This is a genomic window from Rivularia sp. PCC 7116, from assembly GCF_000316665.1.
In the GTDB taxonomy this organism is placed as follows: Bacteria; Cyanobacteriota; Cyanobacteriia; order Cyanobacteriales; family Nostocaceae; genus Rivularia.
The window spans coordinates 1,339,201-1,364,985 of sequence record NC_019678.1 but is presented as its reverse complement, the minus strand read 5'-3'; the positions used below and the strand labels follow the sequence as shown (position 1 = coordinate 1,364,985).

At 41.1% G+C, this 25,785-nt stretch carries 16 protein-coding genes; 10 read left to right on the top strand and 6 right to left on the bottom strand.

The genetic code is table 11. From position 1 onward, the window contains the following. Window positions 1-118: 118 nt before the first annotated feature. Window positions 119-5,020, bottom strand: coding sequence for a glutamate synthase large subunit (gltB, locus tag RIV7116_RS05200; protein ID WP_015117220.1), 4,902 nt, complete (start codon window positions 5,018-5,020; stop codon window positions 119-121). Window positions 5,021-6,051: 1,031 nt separating this feature from the next. On the opposite strand from gltB, the gene RIV7116_RS05195 reads away from it, so the two are divergent. The 9 genes from RIV7116_RS05195 to RIV7116_RS05150 all read left to right on the top strand — a co-directional run bounded on the left by RIV7116_RS05195 (window position 6,052) and on the right by RIV7116_RS05150 (window position 16,403). Then, window positions 6,052-8,148, top strand: coding sequence for a phosphodiester glycosidase family protein (locus RIV7116_RS05195; RefSeq protein WP_015117219.1), 2,097 nt, complete (start codon window positions 6,052-6,054; stop codon window positions 8,146-8,148). Window positions 8,149-8,734: 586 nt separating this feature from the next. After that, window positions 8,735-9,154, top strand: coding sequence for a phosphomannose isomerase type II C-terminal cupin domain (locus tag RIV7116_RS05185; protein ID WP_015117218.1), 420 nt, complete (start codon window positions 8,735-8,737; stop codon window positions 9,152-9,154). Window positions 9,155-9,553: 399 nt separating this feature from the next. Continuing rightward, on the top strand, window positions 9,554-9,886 hold the full coding sequence (locus RIV7116_RS05180; protein WP_015117217.1) for an iron-sulfur cluster assembly accessory protein: 333 nt from the start codon (window positions 9,554-9,556) through the stop codon (window positions 9,884-9,886). 169 nt (window positions 9,887-10,055) lie between these two features. Beyond that, window positions 10,056-10,433: a 30S ribosomal protein S12 gene (rpsL, locus tag RIV7116_RS05175; protein WP_015117216.1), complete on the top strand. Its 378-nt coding sequence runs from the start codon at window positions 10,056-10,058 to the stop codon at window positions 10,431-10,433. A 634-nt stretch (window positions 10,434-11,067) separates the two neighbouring features. Beyond that, window positions 11,068-11,538 (top strand): 30S ribosomal protein S7, encoded by a 471-nt coding sequence (gene rpsG, locus RIV7116_RS05170; RefSeq protein ID WP_015117215.1) that lies wholly within the window; start codon window positions 11,068-11,070, stop codon window positions 11,536-11,538. Between the two features lie 148 nt (window positions 11,539-11,686). After that, window positions 11,687-13,768: an elongation factor G gene (fusA, locus tag RIV7116_RS05165; RefSeq protein ID WP_015117214.1), complete on the top strand. Its 2,082-nt coding sequence runs from the start codon at window positions 11,687-11,689 to the stop codon at window positions 13,766-13,768. A gap of 18 nt (window positions 13,769-13,786) precedes the next feature. Then, complete coding sequence (gene tuf / locus RIV7116_RS05160; protein WP_015117213.1) at window positions 13,787-15,016, top strand: elongation factor Tu; 1,230 nt, start codon at window positions 13,787-13,789, stop codon at window positions 15,014-15,016. Window positions 15,017-15,225: 209 nt separating this feature from the next. Next, window positions 15,226-15,543 carry a 30S ribosomal protein S10 gene (gene rpsJ / locus RIV7116_RS05155; RefSeq protein WP_015117212.1) on the top strand — a complete coding sequence of 106 codons (318 nt, stop codon included), beginning with the start codon at window positions 15,226-15,228 and terminating at the stop codon, window positions 15,541-15,543. 209 nt (window positions 15,544-15,752) lie between these two features. Continuing rightward, the gene (locus RIV7116_RS05150) at window positions 15,753-16,403 is read left to right on the top strand and encodes an LON peptidase substrate-binding domain-containing protein (RefSeq protein WP_015117211.1); all 651 of its coding nucleotides are present in this window, start codon (window positions 15,753-15,755) and stop codon (window positions 16,401-16,403) included. Between the two features lie 422 nt (window positions 16,404-16,825). Here RIV7116_RS05150 and pheA read toward each other — a convergent pair whose 3' ends face one another. Beyond that, the gene (pheA, locus tag RIV7116_RS05145) at window positions 16,826-17,698 is read right to left on the bottom strand and encodes a prephenate dehydratase (RefSeq protein WP_015117210.1); all 873 of its coding nucleotides are present in this window, start codon (window positions 17,696-17,698) and stop codon (window positions 16,826-16,828) included. Between the two features lie 199 nt (window positions 17,699-17,897). Between pheA and RIV7116_RS05140 the strand changes: the two genes are divergently transcribed. Next, a complete protein-coding gene (locus RIV7116_RS05140) occupies window positions 17,898-18,485 on the top strand; it encodes a DUF1997 domain-containing protein (protein ID WP_044290760.1) in 588 nt (195 codons plus the stop codon). A gap of 29 nt (window positions 18,486-18,514) precedes the next feature. On the opposite strand, the gene RIV7116_RS05135 is transcribed toward RIV7116_RS05140, so the two are convergent. The 4 genes from RIV7116_RS05135 to RIV7116_RS05120 form a co-directional block, all read right to left on the bottom strand. Further along, window positions 18,515-19,189, bottom strand: a complete 675-nt coding sequence (locus tag RIV7116_RS05135; RefSeq protein WP_015117208.1) for a ribonuclease HII — start codon at window positions 19,187-19,189, stop codon at window positions 18,515-18,517. Between the two features lie 18 nt (window positions 19,190-19,207). Then, entirely contained in the window at window positions 19,208-21,247 is a 2,040-nt protein-coding gene (locus RIV7116_RS05130; protein WP_015117207.1) for an Rne/Rng family ribonuclease, read from the bottom strand. 1,025 nt (window positions 21,248-22,272) lie between these two features. Next, window positions 22,273-24,876: a TIGR03960 family B12-binding radical SAM protein gene (locus RIV7116_RS05125; RefSeq protein ID WP_015117206.1), complete on the bottom strand. Its 2,604-nt coding sequence runs from the start codon at window positions 24,874-24,876 to the stop codon at window positions 22,273-22,275. A gap of 166 nt (window positions 24,877-25,042) precedes the next feature. Next, on the bottom strand, window positions 25,043-25,369 hold the full coding sequence (locus tag RIV7116_RS05120; RefSeq protein ID WP_015117205.1) for an STAS domain-containing protein: 327 nt from the start codon (window positions 25,367-25,369) through the stop codon (window positions 25,043-25,045). Window positions 25,370-25,785: the final 416 nt, after the last annotated feature.

Sequence of the window (25,785 nt, the reverse complement as noted above, 5' to 3'; positions counted from 1 at the left end):
AATCACATAAGTCATCATAAAAAGAATGCGCGAATTCATAGAATGAATCCGCGCCATAAACTTTAATATTAATTAGTAATTAGCCATTAGTTATTAACTAACAACTAACCACTAACTACTAAACCTTACTCAATTGCTTTTGTTGAGCACCGGCTTGGGGAGAAGCAGCTTCAGAAGGAGGTACTAACTGCCAGAATTTAGCTAAAAACTCTTGCCAATTATCCAAAATCATTTTCGCTTTAGCCGATTGGGTACGTTCCAAATGAGCGGTTATCAAATCTTTGAGTTGCTTTTCTCCTGCGTCTGTAACTACTCTTTGAATATTTACAATTTCTGGATTTACTAGTTCGGGGAAGTTACCATCTTCATCTAGAAAATATCCCAATCCACCAGTCATTCCAGCACCAACGTTACGTCCGACTGCACCCAAGACTACGATTACACCACCAGTCATGTATTCGCAACAATGATCCCCGGCTCCTTCAATTACAGCCGTACCTTTAGAGTTACGTACCGCAAAACGCTCGCCAGCTTTACCTGTAGCAAATAAAATTCCACCAGTTGCACCGTAAAGGCAGGTATTGCCAATTATCACGTTTTGAGATGGATCGTAAGTTGCAATGCTTGGTGGTTTAATGACAATTTCTCCACCGTTCATTCCCTTACCCACGTAATCGTTGGCTTCTCCCAATAATGTCAAAGTCATTCGGGGGAGATTGAAAGCACCAAAACTTTGTCCGACACTGCCAGTAAAGGTAAGGTTAATTTGTCCTTTGAAACCGTTATCCCCATATTTAGAAGCAATAACTCCAGCAACGCGTGCCCCTATGGTTCTATCTGTATTAACCACAGCTACTGTTTTATTTATTTGGGAATGTCTGTCAATGGCATTTTGAATTTCAGCATCCGCTAATAAATCATCATCGAGAACCGCACCGTTGCTGTGAACTACTTCATGCTGCAACCAGCTACGATTTTCTCTGGTATCGGGTAATTTCAACAAGCAATCAAGATTTAATGCTTTTGTTTTGGTTAATTGTGCATCTTCGCGCATTTTCATTAAGTCAGCACGTCCGATTACTTCCGAGAGACTTCGATAACCAAACTTTGCTAACAAACTGCGTACTTCTTCAGCAATAAAGTAGAAGAAATTAACCACTTTTTCCGGAGTTCCGGGGAACCGCTTGCGTAATTCTTCCTTCTGGGAAGCTACACCTACGGGACAGTTATTTGTATGACATATCCGCGCCATAATACAGCCTTCAGCAATCATGGCAATGGAGCCAAAACCAAATTCTTCGGCTCCCATCATTGCTCCCATCAAAACATCCCAGCCGCTCTTCAAACCGCCATCTACGCGCAGAATCACTCGATCGCGCAGGCTATTTTCCATCAAAACTCGGTGTACTTCGCTTAAACCCAGTTCCCAAGGAGAACCGGCGTGTTTAATAGAACTCAGAGGTGATGCTCCCGTACCACCATCATGACCGGAAATCTGGATAATATCGGCATTGGCTTTGGCTACACCCGCAGCAATAGTTCCGATACCAATTTCTGATACCAGTTTTACCGAAACTTGAGCTTTGGGGTTAATTTGATGTAAATCAAAAATTAACTGTGCCAAGTCTTCAATCGAATAAATATCGTGATGTGGTGGTGGAGAAATTAAAGTCACTCCAGGCTTAGAACGTCTTAAGCTAGCAATATATTCGCTAACTTTTTTACCCGGTAACTGTCCCCCTTCTCCGGGTTTAGCACCTTGAGCCATCTTAATTTCAATTTGCTTGGCGCTCATCAGGTACTGTGGAGTTACACCAAAGCGTCCCGATGCAACTTGCTTGATTGCACTCGAAGCCGTATCGCCGTTAAGCAAACCATTTAAATGAGGTAAAGTTGCTGAATGACCCGTTTCATTAACATCATTTAAAGCTTTGAAACGTATGGGGTCTTCACCACCTTCACCTGAATTAGACTTTCCGCCAAGCCTATTCATGGCAATCGCCAGGGTTTCGTGTGCTTCTCGTGACAATGCTCCTAGTGACATTCCCCCCGTACAGAAGCGCTTGACGATTTCGCTTACTGGCTCTACTTCTTGAATGGGAATCGGCTTTCTATCGCTTTGGAAGTCAAGTAAATCGCGTAATGCGGTAATTGGTCTACCTTGCAAATGCTTTTGATAAACTTCGTAATGGTCGTAATTTTTACCATCAACAGCTTGGTGCAGCGCTTTCGCCATTTCTGGGCTGTTCATATGGTATTCGCCACCGCGACGATACTGAACAAAACCCAAATTTTCTAACTTTTTGGCGTTTAATTCGGGGAAGGCTTTGCAGTGTATGGATAAAACTTCTTGGGCTAATTCTACGAGGCTAATTCCACCAATCCGAGAAGTCGTACCGTAAAATCCTAAATCTAACAAATCTCTACCAATACCAATAGCTTCAAAAATTTGCGCTCCTTGGTAACTAGTCAACAGCGAAATTCCCATTTTAGAAAGGATTTTCAGCAAACCATTTTCTACAGCCTTGGCATAATTAGCTAGGGATTGCTCCAAACTTACAGCCGCGATTTTACCGCGCTGCATAAACTGCTGAGTTTTGGGATCTGACCACCAGCTACGCAAAGTCTCCAAAGCCATATAGGGACAAACCGCAGCCGCACCGAAACCAATCAAACAAGCGAAATGATGGGTGCTCCAACATTGAGCAGTATTAACCACCAAAGAAGCATTCATTCGCAATCCTTCACCGATTAAATGGTGATGTACTGCACCCACAGCCAATAAAGGCGGAATGTAAGTATTCTCTGCATCTATTGCCCCATACTCTTGCCACTCTTGGGAATTCTGAGAGACTTTATCGCTCAATACCAAAATCTTTGCACCATTACGCACTGCTTCCACGGCTTGCTTTTGCAAAGACTCCACAGCAGCTTTTAAACCTTCCCGTCCGCTGCTAATGGGAAATACTGTTGATAATTCAACCGTACCAAAATCCGATTTTTGTATCTCTTGTAATTGAGCCTCAGTTAATACTGGCGATTCCAACTTGAAACGGCGAGCATATTCGGGTTTGGGATCGAGTAAATTACCTCTTGCACCTAATTCCACCTTCAACGACATCACCAATTTTTCTCGTAAGGGGTCGATTGGTGGATTTGTTACTTGGGCAAATCGCTGTTTGAAATAGTCATACAGTAAATGTGGTTTTCCAGAAAGTACCGCTAGAGGGATATCATCACCCATACAAAAAGTCGGTTCTTTAGCATCAATTGCCATTGGTTGAATTATCATCTCCACATCTTCTGTGGTGTAACCAAAAGCCATTTGATTCCGCAGTAAAGCTTTTCTATCTATTGGGTTAGTTGTTAGTTGTTGGTGAGACAGCGCGGTCTTGGGGAGCCAGTCCGTTGCGGAGGTTCCCTCCGTTGTAGGAACTGGCGTGGTTTCCCCCATGTGAGCCGGAGGCTTTCTCGCAGAGTGCGACTGCGTTAGCGCAGCGTCTCCGGAGGAGATACCCGAAGGGTTGTTAGTAGCTGAATGTCCATTTCCGTTTACACCGTTACCATTAGCACCGTTACCATTAGCACCGTTACCGTTAGCACCGTTACCATTATTTTCTGTTAACTGCTCACTGTTCAATGATTTCCGATGTTGTCGTAGCCATTCCCCATAAGGATTGGCTTTAGCGGCTCGCTGCTTAATTTCCCAATTTTTGAGAATTTCGTGGTTTTGTAAATCCACGGCAATCATTTCTCCGGGACCAAGCCGACCTTTTTCAATGATATTTTCTTCACTGAAATCAACCACACCAGCTTCAGAAGCAACCACAATGTAGTCATCCGATGTTATGCAGTAACGGGCTGGTCTCAATCCATTACGGTCTAAAGTTGCACCAACTGTCTTACCATCGCTAAATACTAAAAGCGCCGGACCATCCCAAGCTTCTTGCAATCCGCTGTAGTATTCATAAAAGTCTACAATTTCGGGATAATTACTTAAAGCCGGTTGATTCCTATAAGCTTCCGGAACCATTATCATTAATGCTTCCAAAGGACTGCGTCCCGAACGCACCTGTAATTCAAATACGTTATCTAAGGTTGCAGAATCACTGTTTCCTATACGTACAAAAGGCTTTAATTCTTCCAAACGTTGTTTCCAAACAGGATGACTCAAACTCGCTTGTCTGGCTTTCATCCAGTTGATATTGCCCAATAGCGTGTTAATTTCTCCATTGTGACCTAACAGCCGCATCGGTTGAGCTAAAGGCCATTTAGGCATTGTATTGGTACTAAAACGGCGATGGTAAACAACAAAACTGCTCTTATAAGCGGGATTGTTTAAATCGTGATAAAAATCTCCTAAAACTGCCGAACGAACCATTCCCTTGTAAACAATTGTCCGACTTGATAGGGAGCAGACGTAAAATTCATCCATCCACTCACTATTATGAGTACGAATTGCTTTGACAATCCGACGACGGGTAATATAAAGTTTTCTTTCTAACTCATCTCCACTAAAATCTTCTGACTGGAGAAAAATCTGTTCGATTTGCGGTTTATTTTCCTTAGCTTGCACTCCTAAAACGCTTTCATCTACAGGAACCACGCGCCATCCCAACACCTTCAAATTCTCAGAAAGCGCAATCTGTTCCACAATACCCCGTGCAGTATGAGCGGCTTGTTCGTCACGAGGTAAAAACAGCATCCCTACAGCAATATTCTTATCCGTCGCAGCTTCCAAACCCCTTTCATTCCAATCTTGCTGCAACAATTCCCAAGGAATGGCGCTTAATATTCCCGCACCATCACCAGAATCTTTATCTGCGCTACAACCACCCCTGTGTTCCAAACAGGTTAACGCAACCAATCCTTTTGCCATGATTTCATGACTTTCTTGCTGTTTGCGATGGGCAATGAAACCCACCCCGCAAGCGTCTCTCTCTTCAACTAACCACTTCTGCCCTAAAAAAGTATCTGAAAATGCTATGTCTTTACCTTGATTCATCTGCTTGTTATTCATAGAATGTCCCCCGATAGCACTAATTTTTTGGATAAAAACTATTCGCCAAATTTCTCGCCCCCGAAAACTGAGTTACCAAAATGCCGGGAGAAAGATTTTAACTCCTGGGTTGATTTTTTGTACACCCGTGCTAAACTTATCCCGTTATTTTTTTATGTGTTTATGCTGAATTGAGCTAGTTAATCCTTGTATCGCCCTGCGGTTTGCGCCACCCTTCGGGTATGCGCTTCGCCCACGCTGCGCTAACAGCTGTCGCACTCTGCGAGAAAGCCTCCGGCTCACATGGGGAAAACCACGCCAGTTCCTACAACGGAGGGAACCTCCGCAACGGACTGGCTCCCCAAGACTGCGCTGCTTCACTTACTACAACGGAGGAAACCTCCCTACCTTTCGGGAACACCTTCGGCGAACGGGTTCGTTAGTTGTTGATGGGGAAAACCCCCAATACCACACTAACTCACCACAACATAGCGGCTTAGCAGTTTCCGACTTTATATATTGAGGTTGTATATTTTCTCAATCAGCTTGTCTAAAGTGCAAGTTTTGCTTGTAGATATGGTTATATATCTCCGACCTGAAACAAAACTTCTACTTAATCGTTCACTATTTTAAATACCAAAATTTCGCTAATTAGGTATCTTTTAGCAGCGTATTACACTAATTGTCCATTTGCAATTCCCGATTACCGAGTGTGTGTCAAATTTGTCGTATAAAGCCCGAATCAAGGGGGCAAATACCGCTTACGAATTCGATTAATCCCTGCTACACCCCGCATAAGTAGCGTCGTATAAAAAACGATAGAACATTTAGGTTTATATTTTGAAAGCAAAAAATATTAGAAATATAGCGGCGAAATAAACCGACTTTGTTGATGCATTATTTACAATTTGCTTCCGTGAATCAACTATTTCTATTGTTTTGCTTTCTAGCTATTGGTATTTATACCCTATCATGTCACAGTTTTTGCAGCATGACGATAATTATTCCGATGTCAGATTCAGCTATTTTTGAGTCAATACTTAAAGAACATTATGGTCAAAAAGCTAACTTTGGGTCAAAAGAAAAACCGCATTACTATGGATAGTAAAAATGGTCTTTTTGTCAAGATAATGACGTTGCCAATCCTGGCAATCATATTAAATTTAACTGCAACTTCTGTTACTAGAGCTAAACCTAGTTCTTATGAAGTTCGGGAAAATGTAGTGTCAAATCAATCATTACTTATATCGACTTCCAAAAGCTCATTATTTCAAGGCAGTCAAATATCTATCAATGGTCGCACCTTGCCAGGAACTTGGGTACAGCAAAAAGGTAAAAGTCAAAAGTCTCCAGTTCTGACTTATATAAGTGATGCTGCCCTCAGACAGCTAATAGGTGTAGATTTATTGAGTAGCAATAATCCACAACTGCAACCAATACAGTGGTTCTCTTCGCAATCTAAACCACAAGTACTAACTGGTTTTTTAGAGCAAGGATATCGTTATTTAGATATTACAAAATTTGCTAGAAAAGCAAAATGGAAAGTACAAGCAAAAGGCAATACTTTAGTAATTTTTACACCAAAAGCAAAAGTAAAAACCATTAAGCAAAATAAATCCTCATTTGAGCAGCAGCGCTTAGTCATAGATTTAAATCGTCCAACACCTTGGAAGTTGACTGCGGGTTCCTTGATTAAAAAGCCAAAATCTAAGCCTCAAGTTCAATCGAAGCCCAAACCAAAGGTACCTCAACTTCCATTCACACCTCGAAGTGTTGTTATTAATACCGATATTTCCGCTCCCAAACCACCAAAGCCAAAACTCCCTGCAAGAGAATGGATAATCACCATTGATGGAGTTGCAGATCCTAATTTGGTCAGCCGCTACACTCCTGCACCACCAATACCGCAACCAATACAGTTAGATAACCCCTTCAATAATAGAACTTTACCAGTATCAAAAAAATCTACTTCCGAACCGCTAATCAAAAAAGTTGAAGTAGTTAACAATCAAACAGTTATTCGATTGGTAGTTCCTTTCGGTTTGACTCCCCGTATCAGCAGCTTGCCCAAACCCCATCGTTTAATTGTGGATATTCGTCCGGATGCTTTAGTCGGACGCTCAATAGATTGGGCACCAGGCTTGCGTTGGAGACAGCAACTTGTCTCCTTGGGCAGCGATCGCTTTCCAGTAGTATGGTTAGAAGTAAATCCCCGTACTTCCGAAGTCAAAATAAGACCTGTTGCTACTAACCAAGACAAACAAGAAGGTACTGCACCTCTAATTAAAACAGCGCGTAAATACCTAGCAGCAGCCGCCATAAATGGCGGTTTCTTCAACCGAAAAAATCGTTTACCTCTGGGTGCAATTCGTCGGGATAGTCAATGGTTCTCCGGCCCAATTCTGAATCGAGGAGCAATTGCTTGGAACGATGCCGGTCAATTTTACATGAACCGCCTTTCTTTACAAGAAAATTTGATTTTTTCCGACAATCAAAAACTGCCAATTACTCACTTAAACAGTGGATACGTAAAGCAAGGAATAGCTAGATATACGCATTTGTGGGGACAAAACTATACGCCACTTACTGACAACGAAATTATAGTCGCAGTCCAAAACAATAAAGTTATTCAACAGTATGCGGGCGCTAAAGCTGGAGTTGGCTTTGCTCCCATCCCTAAAAATGGCTATCTACTCGCTCTACGGGCTGGTGCTGTAAATAATGCTGCCCAATTCCAAATTGGAACTCCTTTACGTCTCGTCAGTTCTGCTGTTTCCCCAGAATTTAATCGCTATCCCCACGTATTGGGAGCCGGACCCCTATTGTTGAAAGACAATCAAATTGTTCTCGATGCTCAAGCCGAAAATTTCAGTAAAGCCTTTGCAGACCAAAAAGCCATTCGTAGTGCCATTTGTACCACTAAGAGCGGAAAACTTATAGTTGCTGCAGTACACGATAGGGCTGGTGGAAAGGGACCCAGCTTAACAGAACATGCTCAATTAATGCAGCAGCTAGGGTGCGTCAACGCTCTTAACTTAGACGGTGGTAGTTCCACAAGTCTCTATTTAGGAGGACAACTACTCGACCGTTCGCCGAATACCGCTGCCAGCGTTCATAATGGCATTGGTATTTTCTTGCCGCGCCCGTGAGTCAAGGGGATAGATAGTAGGAGATAGGGAGAGGGGGTAGAGGGGTAAGAATATTTAACTCCTAACTCTTAACTATGCCTAATTAGCAATTACGAATGCCCCATGCCCTTGGAAAAAACCTGTCCAAAATTGGTCAGACTTCGCTTTTTGGCGGCTTAAATAATCTTATTTTCACCCAAGATATTGGGTTAAGCCGCCAAAAAGCATCCGAGTTGACTTGTTTAACAAGTGGATTTTGGATAAGTCTGACCAATGCCGGGATAACTTTAATGAAGCCCTATTCCTAATTCTATTACTGACTCATGAATTGTAGCTTAACCAACTATTAATGTTCAGTATATTGTAAGGATAAATTACTAGTAAGTGAAGAGTTTTTAAAGCTTGTAAAAAGCTACCTTTATGATTGATGAAGAGTTGGTGTAAACATACGATTATCGCTACCTGTTGATTACACGGCAACAAATAGCTTTGGTATGTTTGGCTAAGGTGGACTCAATTGCAGACAATTACGGTTGCAATATCACACTACTTTTTTCCAACAATAGTAGAGTACTAGCGGTTTTTTATGTCTTCAAACGAGGTAACTATGGCTCAATTCCAAGAAACAACAGAAGCTAACGCATTTACCCTACCCCCAGCAGTGACCCCTGAAGGCGTTGCTGCAACAGAATTACGCCCTTGGGGTTCTTTCACGATTTTGGAAGAAGCACGCGGCTATAAAATCAAGCGGATTGAAGTTAAACCGGGTCATCGCTTAAGCTTACAAATGCACCATCACCGTAGCGAACACTGGATTGTAGTTTCTGGAACTGCTAAAGTGACTTGCGGCGAAGAAGAAATTGTATTAAGTAATAATCAGTCTACCTACGTACCACAATGCACCGCGCATCGTTTAGAAAATCCTGGAGTCATTCCTTTGGTATTGATTGAAGTACAAAATGGGGAATATCTAGGAGAAGACGATATTGTCCGTTATCAAGATGATTATGCGCGTGCTGAAAAATAAAATTAGGGATATCTTACCTTTGGTCATAACTTTCATTTAAAAATATATTGTGTTTTGGACAGGCGCACGGAGAATTCTACCTTTTTGGTTTATGCTTTCCGTGCGTTATTTTTATATATTTTGAGATTTTGAGAAAATTATAGGTAACGTCGAACAGGAGTCAGGCAAATACTGCTCGGTTCAGGGGAGATCCTCCTTAAAAAGGAGGGAATAAAAGCCCCTAAATTAGCAGGGGTTGGGGGATCTGAAAAATGAGTTTAATTGCTTAACTGAGTAGTAACTGGAGTTAAGCTTCGACAAAGAAGGGCGACATGAAAAAAGCTACCTCCCTCTGTTCCCTGGCAACTTCTAACTGTTAATCTAGAATTTAAAATCTCAAATTTTAGATAAAATTCTCAAATGATTAAACTTTCTCAAGCGGCAGCAGATGAGATCAAGCGGTTAAAATCGAAGCAGAAAACACCCAATATTTTATTTAGACTAACCGTCAAGCCTGGTGGTTGTTCTGGCTGGTTTTACGATATGTCTTTTAACGACGAGCAAACATTAACACAAGGCGATCGCGTTTTTACTTCCAAGGATATCGAAATAGTTCTAGATCCCCAAACCCTAGAGCAGGTTCAAGGGTCAACTATAGAATACTCCGAAGACCTCATGGGTGGGGGCTTTCGCTTTTACAACCCCCAAGCGATTGAGGTTTGCGGTTGCGGAAATTCGTTTTCCATCGACTAAATTCAGCTACCCGTTACCGGTTAAAATCTGTAAATTTATAATTCCTACTTGCCGTAATATTAAAAATTAATAAAATTTTTATCAAAAATTGACATAATCTTTTTAAAAAAGAGATATAATCAGGATTTGTTAAAACTTAGACAATCAGCAGCTTCACGTGCTGTAACTCATGCCAACAATACAGCAATTAATTCGTAACGAGCGCTCTAAAGCGCGTCAGAAAACCAAGTCCCCGGCTCTGAAACAATGCCCTCAAAGACGGGGCGTTTGTACCAGGGTTTATACAACAACACCTAAAAAACCTAATTCGGCTCTGAGAAAAGTAGCAAGGGTAAGATTAACTTCTGGATTTGAGGTTACAGCTTACATTCCAGGAATTGGTCACAATTTGCAAGAACACTCAGTTGTGATGATTCGTGGCGGTAGGGTTAAGGACTTACCGGGCGTGAGATATCACATTATTCGTGGAACTTTGGATACTGCCGGAGTCAAAGACCGCAAGCAAGGTCGTTCCAAGTACGGAACAAAACGTCCGAAGGAATCGTAATTGTGGCTGTGGTTTGTCGCGTTGTTTTTTAGAATCAATTGCGACAGTGTTTGTATATAATTCAAATTCTAAAAGTCTACAGCTACCCAAAACGCTTGAATGCGTTTAACAACTATCCTTATGGGTCAGCTGTAGTTGTTTTCTCGGGCTATGCTTAAAAGTCGGCTGACTGAAGCGAAAATAATCCCGGTAAGCGAAGAAAATAGCTACAGTTGATTGGGATTAAAAACAGCGCGACGGTTCGGTATGTAAAATACTAGAATTATAAGACGTTTTGGATTTCCATTTAAATATCAACGTATAAATCATGACGCTTGATATGTATAGTTGGAGCGGTTTTTCAACTATTCGGAGCGTTATCTGTATACTGATAAAGTTGAGAAAGTCCACAGCAACTAAAGTTTTTTGAGCGGTTAGTTCGGGTTTTTGGATTCCTATGGTGAATTTTGCTTGCTTAAAATAATTCGCGAGCAACGTTTTTAATAAAATATGACTCTCCAGAACGCATCCGCTTTCCGAGTTGCAATGTAAGACGGAAGTTCGCGGGTCATAAAAATAGGGATTCATACTATATAATGCCCGGAAGTATCAATATCATTTCTCTGTAGTTGCTATATTGAATTAAAGGTTAAGTATGTCTCGTCGTGGTGTAATTCAAAGGCGCGCAGTTCCGCCTGATTCAGTTTACAACAGTCGGTTGATTAGTATGACAATTCGCCGCATAATGCGTCACGGCAAGAAATCTCTTGCTGCGCGGATAGTTTATGACGCAATGAAAATCATTGAAGAAAGAACTGGTGGCGATCCCACAGAAGTATTTGAAAGAGCAATACGCAATCTAACTCCATTAGTGGAGGTGAAAGCTCGAAGAGTTGGTGGTGCGACTTATCAAGTACCAATGGAAGTACGTTCGGAAAGAGGTACAACCCTAGCACTACGTTGGTTGGTGCAGTATTCTCGCCAGCGTCCAGGTCGTACAATGGCTAGTAAGCTAGCAAACGAGTTGATGGATGCTTCTAACGAGACAGGTAGCGCAATTCGCAAGCGAGAAGAAACGCACCGGATGGCAGAAGCAAATAAAGCCTTTGCACATTATCGTTATTAGGTTAAAGACGGATATATTGGTTTGTGGTAAAGGTGCCATATCATCTTTATTACTATTAAGTCGGACAGTTTTAAGTTCGTAAGTATTATTCGATTTACATCCGTGTAATATACAAGATATCAAGAGGCAAAAGCCATAGGAGGCAGTAGTGGCACGTACCAACCCGCTAGAAAAAGTTCGCAATATGGGTATTGCGGCGCATATTGATGCGGGAAAAACTACAACAACAGAAAGAATACTGTTTTACTCCGGCATCATTCACAAAATAGGTGAAGTTCACGAGGGAACGGCTGTTACCGATTGGATGGCACAAGAACGGGAGCGGGGGATTACTATTACCGCTGCTGCAATTAGTACCAGTTGGAAAGACCATCAAATTAACATTATCGACACCCCCGGTCATGTGGACTTCACTATTGAAGTTGAACGTTCTATGCGGGTATTGGATGGTGTAATTACGGTTTTATGTTCTGTGGGCGGCGTGCAGCCTCAGACGGAGACGGTTTGGCGACAAGCAGACCGCTATAAGGTACCGAGAATCATCTTTGTTAACAAGATGGATCGTACTGGCGCAAACTTTTATAAGGTTTACGAACAGGTTCGTGACCGTCTGCGAGCTAATGCTATTCCCATTCAATTGCCCATCGGTAGCGAAAGCGAATTCAGTGGCATTGTGGATTTAGTAAAAATGCGTGCCTTTATTTACAACAATGACCAAGGCACGGATATTCAAGAGCAGGATATTCCTGGTGATATGCTCGAACTTGCCACTGAATACCGGACCAAACTCGTTGAAGCAGTAGCAGAAACCTCGGACGACTTAATGACTAAGTATTTCGAGGGGGAAGAACTTACCGAAGCAGAGGTTAGTCTTGCTTTACGTAAGGGTACAATAGCCGGAACTATGGTGCCGACGCTTTGCGGTTCGGCATTCAAAAATAAAGGCGTACAGCTATTACTCGACGCGGTGGTTGATTATTTACCATCTCCGTTAGAAGTACCTGCAATCCAAGGTACTCTACCAAGCGGTGAAACCGTTGAAAGACCTGCTGACGATGAAGCACCTTTAGCAGCTCTTGCTTTCAAAGTGATGGCCGATCCCTACGGTCGTTTGACGTTTGTCCGGGTTTATTCTGGCGTGCTGAAGAAAGGCAGTTACGTCTACAACTCTACTAAAGGGAAAAAAGAACGAATTTCCCGGTTAGTAGTGATGAAAGCAGATGAACGACAAGATGTCGAACAACTGTGTGCCGGAGACTTAGGAGCTACCGTTGGTCTGAAAGACACCTTAACGGGTGATACGCTTTGCGAACAGGATTCTCCCATAATTCTGGAATCGCTTTATATTCCAGAGCCAGTAATATCCGTTGCGGTTGAACCCAAGACAAAAGTGGATATGGAGAAATTAGGTAGAGCATTGCAGTCACTTTCGGAAGAAGATCCAACCTTCCGAGTTAGCGTTAACCCTGAAACCAATCAAACAGTGATTGCAGGAATGGGCGAACTGCACTTAGAAATTCTAGTAGATAGAATGCTACGAGAATTTAAGGTAGAAGCTAATGTTGGTGCCCCGCAGGTTGCCTATCGCGAGACAATCCGCAAGCAAGTTAACAGAATTGAAGGTAAATTCATCCGTCAGAGCGGTGGTAAAGGTCAATACGGTCACGTAGTTGTAAATTTAGAACCCGCAGACGAGGGAAGTGGTTTTGAATTCGTTTCCAAGATTGTCGGCGGTACGATACCAAAAGAGTATATTGGACCCGTCGAGCAAGGAATGAAAGAAACCTGTGAATCCGGTATTATAGCTGGGTATCCACTAATTGATGTTAAAGCAACATTGGTCGATGGGTCTTATCATGATGTAGACTCTTCGGAAATGGCTTTCAAAATTGCCGGCTCAATGGCGATGAAAGAAGCAGTAATGAAAGCTTCACCAGTGCTGTTAGAGCCATTGATGAAAGTTGAGGTAGAAGTACCCGAAGAATTTCTTGGGGATGTTATGGGCGACCTCAACTCTCGTCGAGGTCAAATTGAAGGCATGGGGTCCGAACAAGGTTTAGCCAAAGTAACTTCTAAAGTTCCATTGGCAGAAATGTTTGGTTACGCAACTGACATTCGGTCAAAAACCCAAGGTCGGGGTATTTTCTCGATGCAGTTTAGTAACTACGAAGAAGTGCCTCGCAACGTGGCTGAGGCAATTATCGCTAAAAACAAGGGAACGCATAGTTAAAAAAGGAAACGAGGATAAATGGCACGCGAAAAATTTGAAAGAAATAAACCACACGTTAATATCGGTACTATTGGCCACGTTGACCACGGTAAAACCACGTTGACAGCAGCCATCACCATGACTTTATCCGCTTTGGGTCAGTCAGCACAAAAGAAGTACGATGATATCGACAACGCTCCTGAAGAAAAAGCACGGGGTATTACCATCAATACTTCCCACGTGGAATACGAAACTGATGGTCGTCACTACGCTCACGTAGACTGTCCCGGACACGCTGACTATGTGAAAAACATGATCACTGGTGCAGCCCAAATGGACGGTGCAATTCTCGTGGTGTCTGCTGCTGACGGTCCCATGCCTCAAACCCGCGAACACATCCTCTTAGCGAAGCAGGTTGGTGTACCTAGCCTCGTAGTCTTCTTGAACAAGCAAGACATGGTGGATGACGAAGAATTATTGGAGTTGGTGGAATTGGAAGTCCGCGAACTTCTTAGCGACTACGATTTCCCTGGTGACGATATTCCCGTAGTTTCAGGTTCTGGTTTGCAAGCGTTGGAAAAAATGATTGCTAACCCCACCATGAAGAAAGGTGAAGACGAGTGGGTAGATAAAATCTACGATTTGATGGAACAGGTAGATGCTTTCATTCCTACTCCCGAACGTGCTGTAGATAAGCCTTTCTTAATGGCTGTGGAAGACGTATTCTCCATTACAGGTCGTGGTACTGTAGCAACTGGTAGAATCGAACGTGGAAAAGTCAAAGTTGGCGACCAAGTTGAACTGGTTGGTATCAGAGATACTCGTCCCACCACCGTAACCGGTATCGAGATGTTTAAGAAGAGTCTCGATGAGGGTATGGCCGGAGATAACGCCGGAATACTACTACGTGGTATGCAGAAAGATGATATCGAGCGCGGCATGGTAATTGCAAAGCCCGGTAGCATTACTCCTCATACCGAATTTGAAGGTGAAGTATACGTTTTAACTGAAAAAGAAGGCGGTCGTAAAACGCCATTCTTTTCTGGCTATCGCCCTCAATTCTACGTGCGTACTACCGATGTAACGGGTACAATTCAGTCCTTTACTGCTGATGATGGTAGTGCTGCGGAAATGGTAATGCCAGGAGACCGCATTAAGATGAACGTACAGCTAATCAACGCAATTGCGATTGAACAAGGAATGCGCTTTGCAATTCGTGAAGGTGGTCGTACCATCGGTGCTGGCGTAGTTTCTAAAATCGTTAAATAGTTCGGCGCGGACTTTAACTAAAATACGAGCAGAGATGGTAAAACACCTCTCTGCTTTTTAACTGTCTTTGGTTGGAAATATAAACAGTTCTTCCCGAATCCTGCCAGATTATCAAAGTGCCTTAAAAAAATGCGTTTTTGATTTTGACCGATTAAGAAGAATTTCCATCCTCCCTCATACAAACAATCAGAACCAGGAAAACTGAACAAATGGCTACTTTACAGCAGCAGAAAATTAGAATTCGCTTAAAAGCTTTTGACCGTCGCTTACTCGATACATCTTGCGAGAAAATAGTTGATACTGCCAACCGCACTAACGCAACAGCAATTGGCCCGATACCTTTACCTACTAAGCGCCGTATTTACTGCGTACTGCGTTCTCCTCACGTAGACAAAGATTCGCGAGAACATTTTGAAACCCGTACCCATCGACGCATTATCGATATTTATCAGCCTTCTTCAAAAACCATTGATGCTTTGATGAAGCTTGATTTACCTTCTGGTGTAGATATTGAAGTCAAGCTGTAATTATTAATTCAAGATTGATTATCTTTTTTGATAAATGTTCATCGAAAAACAATAATAGTTACTTACTGCCCTTGGAAATTTTTCTAAGGGCTTTTTAGTCGCTGCAAAACGACTTTGAGATAAAATATAAAGAAAATACGGGTTTTTCCACAAAGAAATACTTTTATGCGTAGTACAAGTAGTAGTACAAACTATATATCACGGTAAATATGACATCCTCCTCTAGAATTGCAGTTCGCGAGCTACCTTTGTTCCCTTTACCGGATGTGGTTCTGTTTCCCACCAGACCTTTACCCCTGCATATTTTTGAATTTCGCTATCGAATTATGATGAACACGATTTTGGATAGCGATCGCAGGTTCGGAGTATTGATGGTTGACCCAGCAAAAGGTACTGTTGCGAATGTCGGTTGCTGTGCGGAAATTATTCATCATCAACGTTTAAAAGATGACCGCATGAAAATGCTAACTTTGGGACAGCAGAGGTTTCGCGTACTAGAATACGTGCGAGAGAAGCCTTATTTTGTTGGATTAGTTGAGTGGATTGATGATGAAGAACCGAGTAAAGATTTACGACACGAAGCTTCTGAGGTCGAACAGCTATTACGTGATGTTGTAAGGTTAAGTGCTAAGTTAACCGAACAAAATATAGAACTACCCCAAGATTTACCAGCTTTGCCTAAAGAATTATCCTACTGGGTAGCAAGCAACCTTTATCGTGTTGCTCCCGAACAACAGTCCTTATTAGAAATGCAAGATACCGCCCTACGTTTAGAACGAGAATCAGAAATTTTAACTTCAACTCGGAATCATCTAGCGGCTCGTACAGTTCTTAAAGATACATTAAATCAAAAGTCTTGAACGATAATTAATTATTAGTAGTTTTTGCTATTAATTTAGATAAGCTTTATTGAACTTGGAAGTAATATTCTATTTCTATAAAAGTTGCGTTTTTTTGTAAAGCAATTTTTAATAGTTTTATGTATCAAGAAAGCTAAATTAACTCGATAATTTATCAAAGATATCATAACTCAATGGCTTCAATTGTATTCCTAGCTTGGCAGTGATAATTTTTTAACTTTTTATGAAGTCATATATGTAATTAACAATTCTCAGTCTTTCCAAAAAAAATTAATTCCCGAATAAATTATTAAGGTTTAAAACCCCCAGATTTATCTGTGAACTAGATGACGGCATGAAGGTCATAAATTTATTTATGGGGAATTAATTACGTAGATTACTTCACGGGAGGCGATATTAAGAATACTCACTTTTCCTTTGATTCAAGATATAAAATCTGTTGGTAAAACATTGTAGCTGCCGAAAATTTTCAAAATTTCCGTGTGATTAGACAGCTCATTCAAAGCTGATTGCATTTCATTCGAGGAGACATCTGCTTCTAAATCCATAAAAAATAAATATTCTCCTAACGAACGTTTTGTGGGACGCGATTCAATCTTGCTGAGATTAATATTTTGATTGGCAAACACTTGTAAGGGTTTAACTAATACACCCGGTAGATTTGCAGGCACGCTAAATGCTAAGGAAGTATAACAAAGGGTATTAGCGAATGTGTTGTCTTTAGGACTATCGCCGCGCTTACTTATAACCCAAAAGCGAGTGCAATTTTCCGGATAATCATTAATAGCGTTTGCTAATACGGGTAAGTTATATAGTTGTGCTGCTCTAAGGGATGAAATAGCTGCCGCAGTTTGCATATTTTCTAATTTTTGCAATGCTTCTGTTGTAGAGTTAGTGGGAATTAACTGTACTTTAGGAAGATATTTCTCCAGCCATTTTTGACATTGAGCTAATGCTTGTGGATGAGAATAAACAATTTCGATATTATCTATGTTTTTAGAACAAGAGATTAATGCATGAGTAATAGGTACAACTAAAGCTAGCTGAATTTGCAAATTATCTAGCTCCCAAAGTGTATCTAAAGTAACAGTAACCCCTCCCTGAATAGAGTTTTCTACAGGTACTACTGCTAAATCCGATTTACCTTTTGCTACAGAGTGAAGCGTTTGAAAAATACTTGGATAAGGGCACAATGAAGCTTCCATTTTAGTAGTTTTAGTAAACCAACTAACATAATATAAGGCTGCTTGTTCAGCATAAGTGCCTGATGGCCCTAAATGTGCAATAGATATCATTGAAAAACCTGAACTTAGATGATTTTTGACTTCTTACGACTTAAGATAGCAAACATAATACTTACTTTCTGACTAAAAATAGATATTATAAAGTACCAATAATTTTTATAATTAATAAATGTATGGGTTTTGTATAATTGTCCAAACCTATATTTATCAACCCAAAATACAACGATCGATAATATATTATCGTTTAACTATGGCTACTAAATTTCAAGCCTGCCAATCAGTAGAAATTCCCGTTCCATATCAGCCTATTCCAATTAAGCATTATTTACGACAACCCCAGCGTTTAGTTAATGCTTTAGCTGATTCCAGCCGGATTGAACAGCTAAGTGCAGAAATTTTTCGTTTAAGAATGCGTCCTTTAGCTTTCATGTCACTAAGTATTCAACCAATTGTAGACATGAGAGTATGGGCTTTGGAAGGTGGAACAATCAATTTAGAATCAGTAAAAACTGAAATTCGTGGCATTGATTATATTGATCGACGTTTTCAACTAGATTTAAAAGGTAACTTATCAAGTTATAAAAAAGATGGGAATACTCGTCTTAAAGGTATAGCAAATCTAGAAGTACTTGTGGAATTACCTCCACCTTTTTCTTTCACTCCCAAACCAATACTTGAAACTACTGGTAACGGCTTGCTAAAAAGCGTATTGTTAACAATAAAGCAAAGATTGCTACGTCAACTGCTGGTTGATTATCAACGTTGGGTTGAATTGCAAACTAAAGATAACAGCTTTGAATCGGATAGCAATAATTTTAAAGTTTTTAGACCCGAATAGCATCTTAAAGCAAGAATAAAACAATAATTTTACTTTTGCTCTATTTGGCAGGGACGGAAAGATTTCCGATGTAAGCGCGTGATGCCATTATTTTGTATTGCTAATATATGTTTCTTACTGCCGTAACCTTTGTTTCGTTCTAAGTCGTAGATTGAATATTTATTAGCAAGACGAATTATAAGATCGTCGCGCCAAACTTTAGCAACAATACTAGCGGCAGCTATCGTCAGCGAAAGCGAATCTCCTTTAACTATTGTTTGTTGTGGAATTGAAAAATTTTTTATTGGCTGCGAACCATCAATTAAACAAATTGCAGGCTGTACCTTTAATTTCAGAACAGCCCGCTTCATTGCGATTAGTGAGGCTTGCAAAATATTAAAAGAGTCTATTTCAGCCGTAGTTGCAAAACCAATTTTCCAGTCTATTGCAATATCAAAAATCTGCTTGGCTAACTGAGTTCTTCGAGAAGCCGACAGCTTTTTACTGTCTTTAATGTTGCTTGTGAGGAGTTGGGGCAAACTATTAACATCTGGTAGAATCACCGCTGCTGCGACCACAGGACCAAACAAAGCGCCTCTCCCCACTTCATCTACACCTGCAATTAAGCCTTCTGTATTGGCATAGGTAGAAAATTCTAGCCAATTCTGGTTAATGGGGAGTTTTGGCGCGTCGGTTGCAGCTATAGCTTGCCCAATTTCTACCATAAAACAGTCAATTTGATTCTAGCTAGATGGTGTTTCCAAAGAAGAACGACGGCGACGGCGACGTCTGTCTGCTGTAGCAGTTGCTGTTTCAGTTTTATCTATAGTTTGTACGGATTCTTCTTGCTCTACTTCTTCTGTTTCCTCTTCGACTGAAATTTCATCTTCTACATCGTCTATATCGTTTATTTTCGCCTTCTTCGGAGTCGGAGTCAGCGAGTAGGGTTCCGGTTCTGAAATGCTTACTTCATCTTCGCCTGGTGGAACCACATTAATTATTACGGATTTCTCGTTTTTGAAATCTTTCTCTAATTTCTTTAAAGGTGTAACCCCCATTAAAGCGTAAACATCTTGTTCTTCATCTGTCATTTCCACAGAAACAATTTCTGGTGGTTCGAGTACCCCTTTAACCGATTCGACTCTAGTTCTATTGCGTTCCGGTCTTTCGCTCCATCCTTTACTCAAAGCTGATAAAGAATTATCAGCAGACCTTCTTAGTTCTGGCTCTGCTTCTGAATCAATTTCCAAGTCATCATTGACTAGTGTCAACGGACTCCCATTAATTCTCGGCTCATCTTTGCCATTCCCCGTATTAATCCGGCGGCGGCGACGACGTTTATTAGTATCGCCTAATTCTTGATAGCTTGGATGATTTATAAGATTTAAGTTTGCAAAATCTGTTTCTCCTTCATCTGCATCTGCGAACCCGTCAACGACTTCCGGTTGGGAGTTCAAGCGAGGAGCAGAAAAACGCGGTTCTCTTTGAGGCAAAGGTACCACACGCTCGGCTATTTCTGCTGGTGGCGACACTGCTCGGGATTCGTTCTCCCCAGGTAAATGTACAATATGTCCTAAGCCGCCACAAGTTGGACAACTTTCTCCAAATAGTTCGTAAATATTTTGACCTTGACGCTTACGGGTAAGCTCTACCAAACCCAATTCAGTTAATTGAGCAATTTGAGGACGAGCCTTATCAGCTTTCAAAGCCTTATTAAAGTGTTCTAGTACCTGTAATTGGTCTCGCCGCGATTCCATATCAATGAAATCAACTACAATTACTCCAGCAATATTACGCAAGCGTAACTGACGTGCTATTTCTGTGGCAGCTTCACAATTTGTCCATAATACGGTTTCTCTAGCAGTAGCCGAACGAGTAAAGGAACCTGAGTTGACATCTATTACCGTTAATGCTTCTGTCGGCTGAATAATAATGTAACCGCCTGAAGGTAAATCTACTCTTGGTTTCAGAGCTTCCTTAACTGCGGCATTGATTCGGAAATATTCTAAAATCGCCGTGCGATCGCGATGGTGGTCAATTAATAAACCTTGAGGTACCTGTCCGCCGCTCCAATTTTGTAAATACTGCTTGACTCGCTTTAAACCAGTACTGGAATCAACTACAATCCGATTCACATCGGCACCGTACATATCCCGTAAAACGCGCTGGATAAAGTCATCATCACGGTTAAGTAAAGCTGGCGCACGGCTGGTTTGAGCTTGTTCGCCGATTGACTCCCACTGCTTTTGTAGAAATTCTAAATCTTCGATAATAGCTTCTTCAGGTTTACCTTCGGCTTCAGTACGGATTAACAAACCCATTCCAGCTGGTTTAATTAAAATTGCTAAAGCTCTCAAACGGTTGCGTTCGTTTTCGTTCCTGATTCTGCGGGATAGATTTACGCCTCGTCCATAAGGCATTAGTACTACGTAACGTCCCGGCAAGGTAATATTACCGGTGAGCCTTGGTCCTTTAGTACCCGTCGGCTCTTTCATCACTTGCACCAACACTTTTTGCTGTGGTGCTAATAATTCCGTGATTGCTGCTGATGCACGTCTTAACCTCAAAGGTCCGAGGTCAGTTACATGAATAAAACCATTGCGCTCTGGATCGCCAATGTTTACAAATGCTGCATCTATCCCAGGCAAAACATTTTCTACTACTCCTAGGTAAATATCACCAATTTGGTGATGACCAGTAGCGACGACAAGTTCTTGTATCTGATCTTCAGAGAACACCGCAGCAATTTGATGCTGTTCGGCGATGATAATTTGTTTCGGCATTCAATTTCCTCAAAAATTGGCAGCTCAAATCCGTAGGGAAGGAGTTTTAATCAATTTACTCTGTCTCCCGCTTCTAAGGCGCTGCTGTAATAAAATTGCACAAAATTTCGCTCAAATAAACACGAGCTATTTAAATTGCGATTGCGTTTGCACAAACCATAAACTTCAGAACGATTGCATTTTTATATGAATAAAATAGCCCATTCCTAGTTATTTTGGATACCTTTCCCTCGTCAATTAATCTTCGGGTGAAGGTGATTAATTATTTACGCTATGACAGTAGAGACGCAGTTTATGCAGCCCCATGATTCTAAAGATTAGGCAGTATTACCCAAAATTTTGTCGCGAGTATAAAACTACGACGAGCAAATATGGTTTGACTGCTAAATGCGAGGACTTGACTCATGAAAGCCGATGAAGGCTCCCGTAATTCTCCTTTAAGCTCGTGAGATCGCACTCACTCATCCTATAAGGACATCACCCGTTTAGTACATTAAACGCAGCACGCGAGTTCTCTTAAGGCTCGCCGCTGGCTACTACACGGGAGAATTGCGGAAAGGGACGCATACTTTCTTGTCCATCCCGGAGTATGTTTTACAGTCTTGTACTGACTTTTAAAGTTTACCTATGAGTGGTAATTGAAAGTGACTCTTTGCTCTGGTTCATCCTCGCGATTTGCTAGGAGTTGCAAACAAAGCGACTATTGATAAATCATAAAATGTGGGAGAAGCAATTGGACAAAACTGTTACGAGTCGGTGCTGATTCACATTCGTAGCCATAAACAATTCAGAGAGAGCCTTCTTTAATCTGCCTATGCTTTGTCTAGGATAATATCCCAGTTGAGTTGCACTCTAAAAATATTATTGCTGTATTCGCCCCATACATAAAGGGTAGTAAATCAGCTCGTTCCGTTGCAGCGCCAGAAAATTTCTCTTCATATAATTCTAACGCAAGGCCGTAAAAAATCAATTGCTTCATTTATGCCAAATTAGAGGGCAATTTCACAACTACAATTGCCCTCTAATTATTCAACTGCCAAAATCAGCTTGTTCCGATGTATGTGCAGGAGTTCAAATTCTACTGTTGTTACAGATTCAAGCATAAATGGAATTTGTTCCGGGCGCAATACCGTACCATCATTGCGACAAGCTCCCACATAACGCAATTGGACTGGATTACTTTGATTCATCTCGACCTTAGCTGGTTCAACCAACTCTAATTCAAACAAACGTTCGCGCAGATTTACATCTTTAATTTTACCTTTTTTCGTTTTATGCTGTATCCAAATTTCGTCTTTAACTTTGATTGCATTAATCGCAGTTTGCCATTGGGATAAAGTTATTTCTCGGTTACAGTTTACAGTAATCAGATACTCAGCAGCTTCGAGTACTTGAGATGCACTTTTAGCTTTCAAGTCAAGTTGACATACATCATATAGTGGTATGCCATTCGGTAGTGAAGAACTTAATTTGCTCAGGAAAGTATGATTATCAATATCGCAGGTTGTTAATTCAAAATCTACAATCTCCGAACTGCTAGTAGCACCCAATGGTAAAGCATTGGCTACTGATATTCTAGGTTGTGGATTGTACCCACCACTAAAAGATACTGGTAAACCTGCTCGTCTTACGGCTCGATCAAACACTCTCATTAAATCCAAATGACCCACCAGTGCCATGTCATCTTTTTTTCCGAACTGTAGTCGCAATCTTTTAGCCTTTGTAGTATCGGGAACGAAATCTCCCTTGAATTCTGGAATCGGTGGTGGTTCAACCACTATATTATGACCAAAATCGGTACCGCAAATGCCGCAATGCGAGCAACCTTCAAAAGAGCAATCGGGAACGGTAGCTGCTTCCATTGCACGTTGCAAATCTTCTTTGAGCCACTTTTTCTCAATACCCGTATCTATATGGTCCCAAGGTAATATGTCATCAAGGCGATCGTCAAAATTGCTGCCTTCCATGACATTCCATTCACCACATAAAACCTGGCGATACTTCCAGTCTAATCCGGCTTCAGCGATCGCATTTTCCCAAGCTGCAAAAGCTTTATCTAAATTGTCGAACCACGAATCCATACCCGCACCTAATTCCCAAGCACGACGTATTACACTCGCCAGAGTTCTGTCTCCTCTACCAACGAAATCTTCCATTGCCGAAATTCGCACATCGGTAAAGTTAACTTTAACTCCACGAATCTTGCGGAATTCAGAACGTAACAATTCTTGCTTGCGTTTAAATTCGGCAGTAGAGACTGAGTGCCACTGGAATGGCGTATGAGGTTTGGGCGTGAAGTTGGAAACTGTAATGTTAAAGTTCATGAGTCTTCTACCCGTTGCCCAGCATTCACGCTTTAGCCAACTCACAGTTTGAGCGATACCTAATACATCAACATCGGTTTCACCAGGTAAACCAATCATAAAATAAAGCTTTACCTTATCCCAGCCTTTCTTCCAAGCTGTTTTCACCCCCCTTAATAATTCTTCATTGGTCAAGCCCTTATTAACAATATCGCGCATTCTTTGAGTTCCGGCTTCTGGGGCAAAAGTTAAACCACCTTTCCGGGTTCCACCAAGGATATTAGCGATATTTTCGTCAAACCTGTCTACTCGCTGGCTAGGTAAAGAAAGAGAAATATTTTCATTTTTAAGACGATTTTTGATCTCCATTCCTACCGAGCTCAAAGCCAGATAATCGGAACAGGAAAGAGATAACAAGGAAAATTCATTGTAACCAGTCTGGCGCATTCCCTCGGTAATTGTTTCCACAACTTTCGATGGTTCTACGTCCCGTGCTGGGCGAGTCAACATACCCGGTTGACAAAACCTGCATCCTCTGGTGCATCCACGCCGAATTTCAATTGTCAAACGGTCGTGTACTGTTTCGGCATAGGGCACTAAACCGATAGAATAAGCTGGTATTGGATTAGAAACTCTTCTAATAATACGTTCTGGCACATCTGGACGATTTGAACGAACCGAACCATCAGCGGCCATATCGTAAAACTGCGGTACGTATACACCAGGTACCTGCGCCAAATCCAATAATAATTCTTGACGGCTTAGCGAATTCTTCTTACCTTCTTCTAAAACTAAGCCAATTTCTGGTAATAGCTCCTCACCATCTCCAAGAGCAATAAAATCGAAGAAGTCAACATAAGGCTCGGGATTAGACGTAGCGGTTTGTCCCCCGGCGAAAATCAAGGGATAATCTCCACTCAGCCTTTCTTCTGTGGTTAAAGGAATGCCAGCCAAATCAAGCATCTCTAATATATTAGTAGCGCCTAATTCGTAGCTCAGACTAAAACCCAGAATATCGAAATCAATCAAACTTCGCTTTGACTCTACCGCAAACAGAGGTGTTTGAGTTGCTTTTAACTTTGCTGTTAAATCCGCACCCGGTAGGTAAGCGCGATCGCATAACTGACGGGGCTGAACATTCAATATATTATAAAGAATGATATGCCCTAAATTGGAAGCACCAACTTCATATACTTCTGGATAAGTTAATACCCAGCGTATCGTCGCCGTATCCCAAGGTTTATGCTTTGCTAAAAGCTCATTACCCAGGTAACGGGATGGTTTTAAAATATCCGACGTGATTAATTTATCTACTGCAATAGACACTATGCTATTTTCTAGCTACTTCTAGTAATTACAGTTACTCATTTCTAACATTAGCATTGATTTGACATACTGTATTAGTTTGTTGCTGTAATTTGCCGTTGTTACTCCTTACTCATTTTTTCCAAGTTAAAACAGGAAATTTATTGGAACAATGCTCAGCGAGATATTATCGATTACAAATCTTTCCTGCATCAAATATTTCAAACACTTTATCTAATTGAGCCAATTCAAAAATAATTTTGTGAGCCGGAGAAACGGAGCTGAAGCAAACTCTTTGTCCTAATTGTTTTGCTTTTCGTACTCCAGAGACTAAAACCATCAAGCCTGTATTATCGAGAAAATCAACTTTTTCTAAATTAATCAGTACAAGAGTACTGTTGACGCGATTAAGTGCTAGATTCAATTCTTGTTCAAAGTTTCGGCTGTTTGCGGCATCCAAAGATCCATTGGGACAGATGATAGTAATTTTAGGATTATCAAGTATGGTTTGCATGGCAATAAAAACTTAAAATATTCTTGACTTGAAGGATAGATGTATTCGACCATAATCTTTTTTTTATCGCATCGACCATTCGTATTAGCTGTCTTTGTTGAATCTTCACTACCGGACTACTTCTGTTTAAAGATTGCCATAATACTTCAGGAAATCGTAGCCAAATATACTTTTTTATAATTCAAGTTCAAAAATAATCTATATAACCAGTATGAACCCCTGCTGGCATATGGAAAAAGATATCTGTGAATTATTAGCTACCAACTATTATTGTCTTATTTATCACTAATCGCTAATTTAATATAAAGTATCCTTATTTTTCCTTAATCATTAGCTTGTATCTTTTGAAGATGACAAGTGACTTGTCTGCTATGCCTGCGATCCAGATCACTCTTGAGTAATATTTGGATCACGCT

Coding starts and splice junctions, on each gene's coding strand:
- gltB (WP_015117220.1), bottom strand. CDS start 5,020: ATGAATAACAAGCAGATGAATCAAGGTAAAGACATAGCATTTTCAGAT.
- RIV7116_RS05195 (WP_015117219.1), top strand. CDS start 6,052: ATGGTCAAAAAGCTAACTTTGGGTCAAAAGAAAAACCGCATTACTATG.
- RIV7116_RS05185 (WP_015117218.1), top strand. CDS start 8,735: ATGGCTCAATTCCAAGAAACAACAGAAGCTAACGCATTTACCCTACCC.
- RIV7116_RS05180 (WP_015117217.1), top strand. CDS start 9,554: ATGATTAAACTTTCTCAAGCGGCAGCAGATGAGATCAAGCGGTTAAAA.
- rpsL (WP_015117216.1), top strand. CDS start 10,056: ATGCCAACAATACAGCAATTAATTCGTAACGAGCGCTCTAAAGCGCGT.
- rpsG (WP_015117215.1), top strand. CDS start 11,068: ATGTCTCGTCGTGGTGTAATTCAAAGGCGCGCAGTTCCGCCTGATTCA.
- tuf (WP_015117213.1), top strand. CDS start 13,787: ATGGCACGCGAAAAATTTGAAAGAAATAAACCACACGTTAATATCGGT.
- rpsJ (WP_015117212.1), top strand. CDS start 15,226: ATGGCTACTTTACAGCAGCAGAAAATTAGAATTCGCTTAAAAGCTTTT.
- RIV7116_RS05150 (WP_015117211.1), top strand. CDS start 15,753: ATGACATCCTCCTCTAGAATTGCAGTTCGCGAGCTACCTTTGTTCCCT.
- pheA (WP_015117210.1), bottom strand. CDS start 17,698: ATGATATCTATTGCACATTTAGGGCCATCAGGCACTTATGCTGAACAA.
- RIV7116_RS05140 (WP_044290760.1), top strand. CDS start 17,898: ATGGCTACTAAATTTCAAGCCTGCCAATCAGTAGAAATTCCCGTTCCA.
- RIV7116_RS05135 (WP_015117208.1), bottom strand. CDS start 19,189: ATGGTAGAAATTGGGCAAGCTATAGCTGCAACCGACGCGCCAAAACTC.
- RIV7116_RS05130 (WP_015117207.1), bottom strand. CDS start 21,247: ATGCCGAAACAAATTATCATCGCCGAACAGCATCAAATTGCTGCGGTG.
- RIV7116_RS05120 (WP_015117205.1), bottom strand. CDS start 25,369: ATGCAAACCATACTTGATAATCCTAAAATTACTATCATCTGTCCCAAT.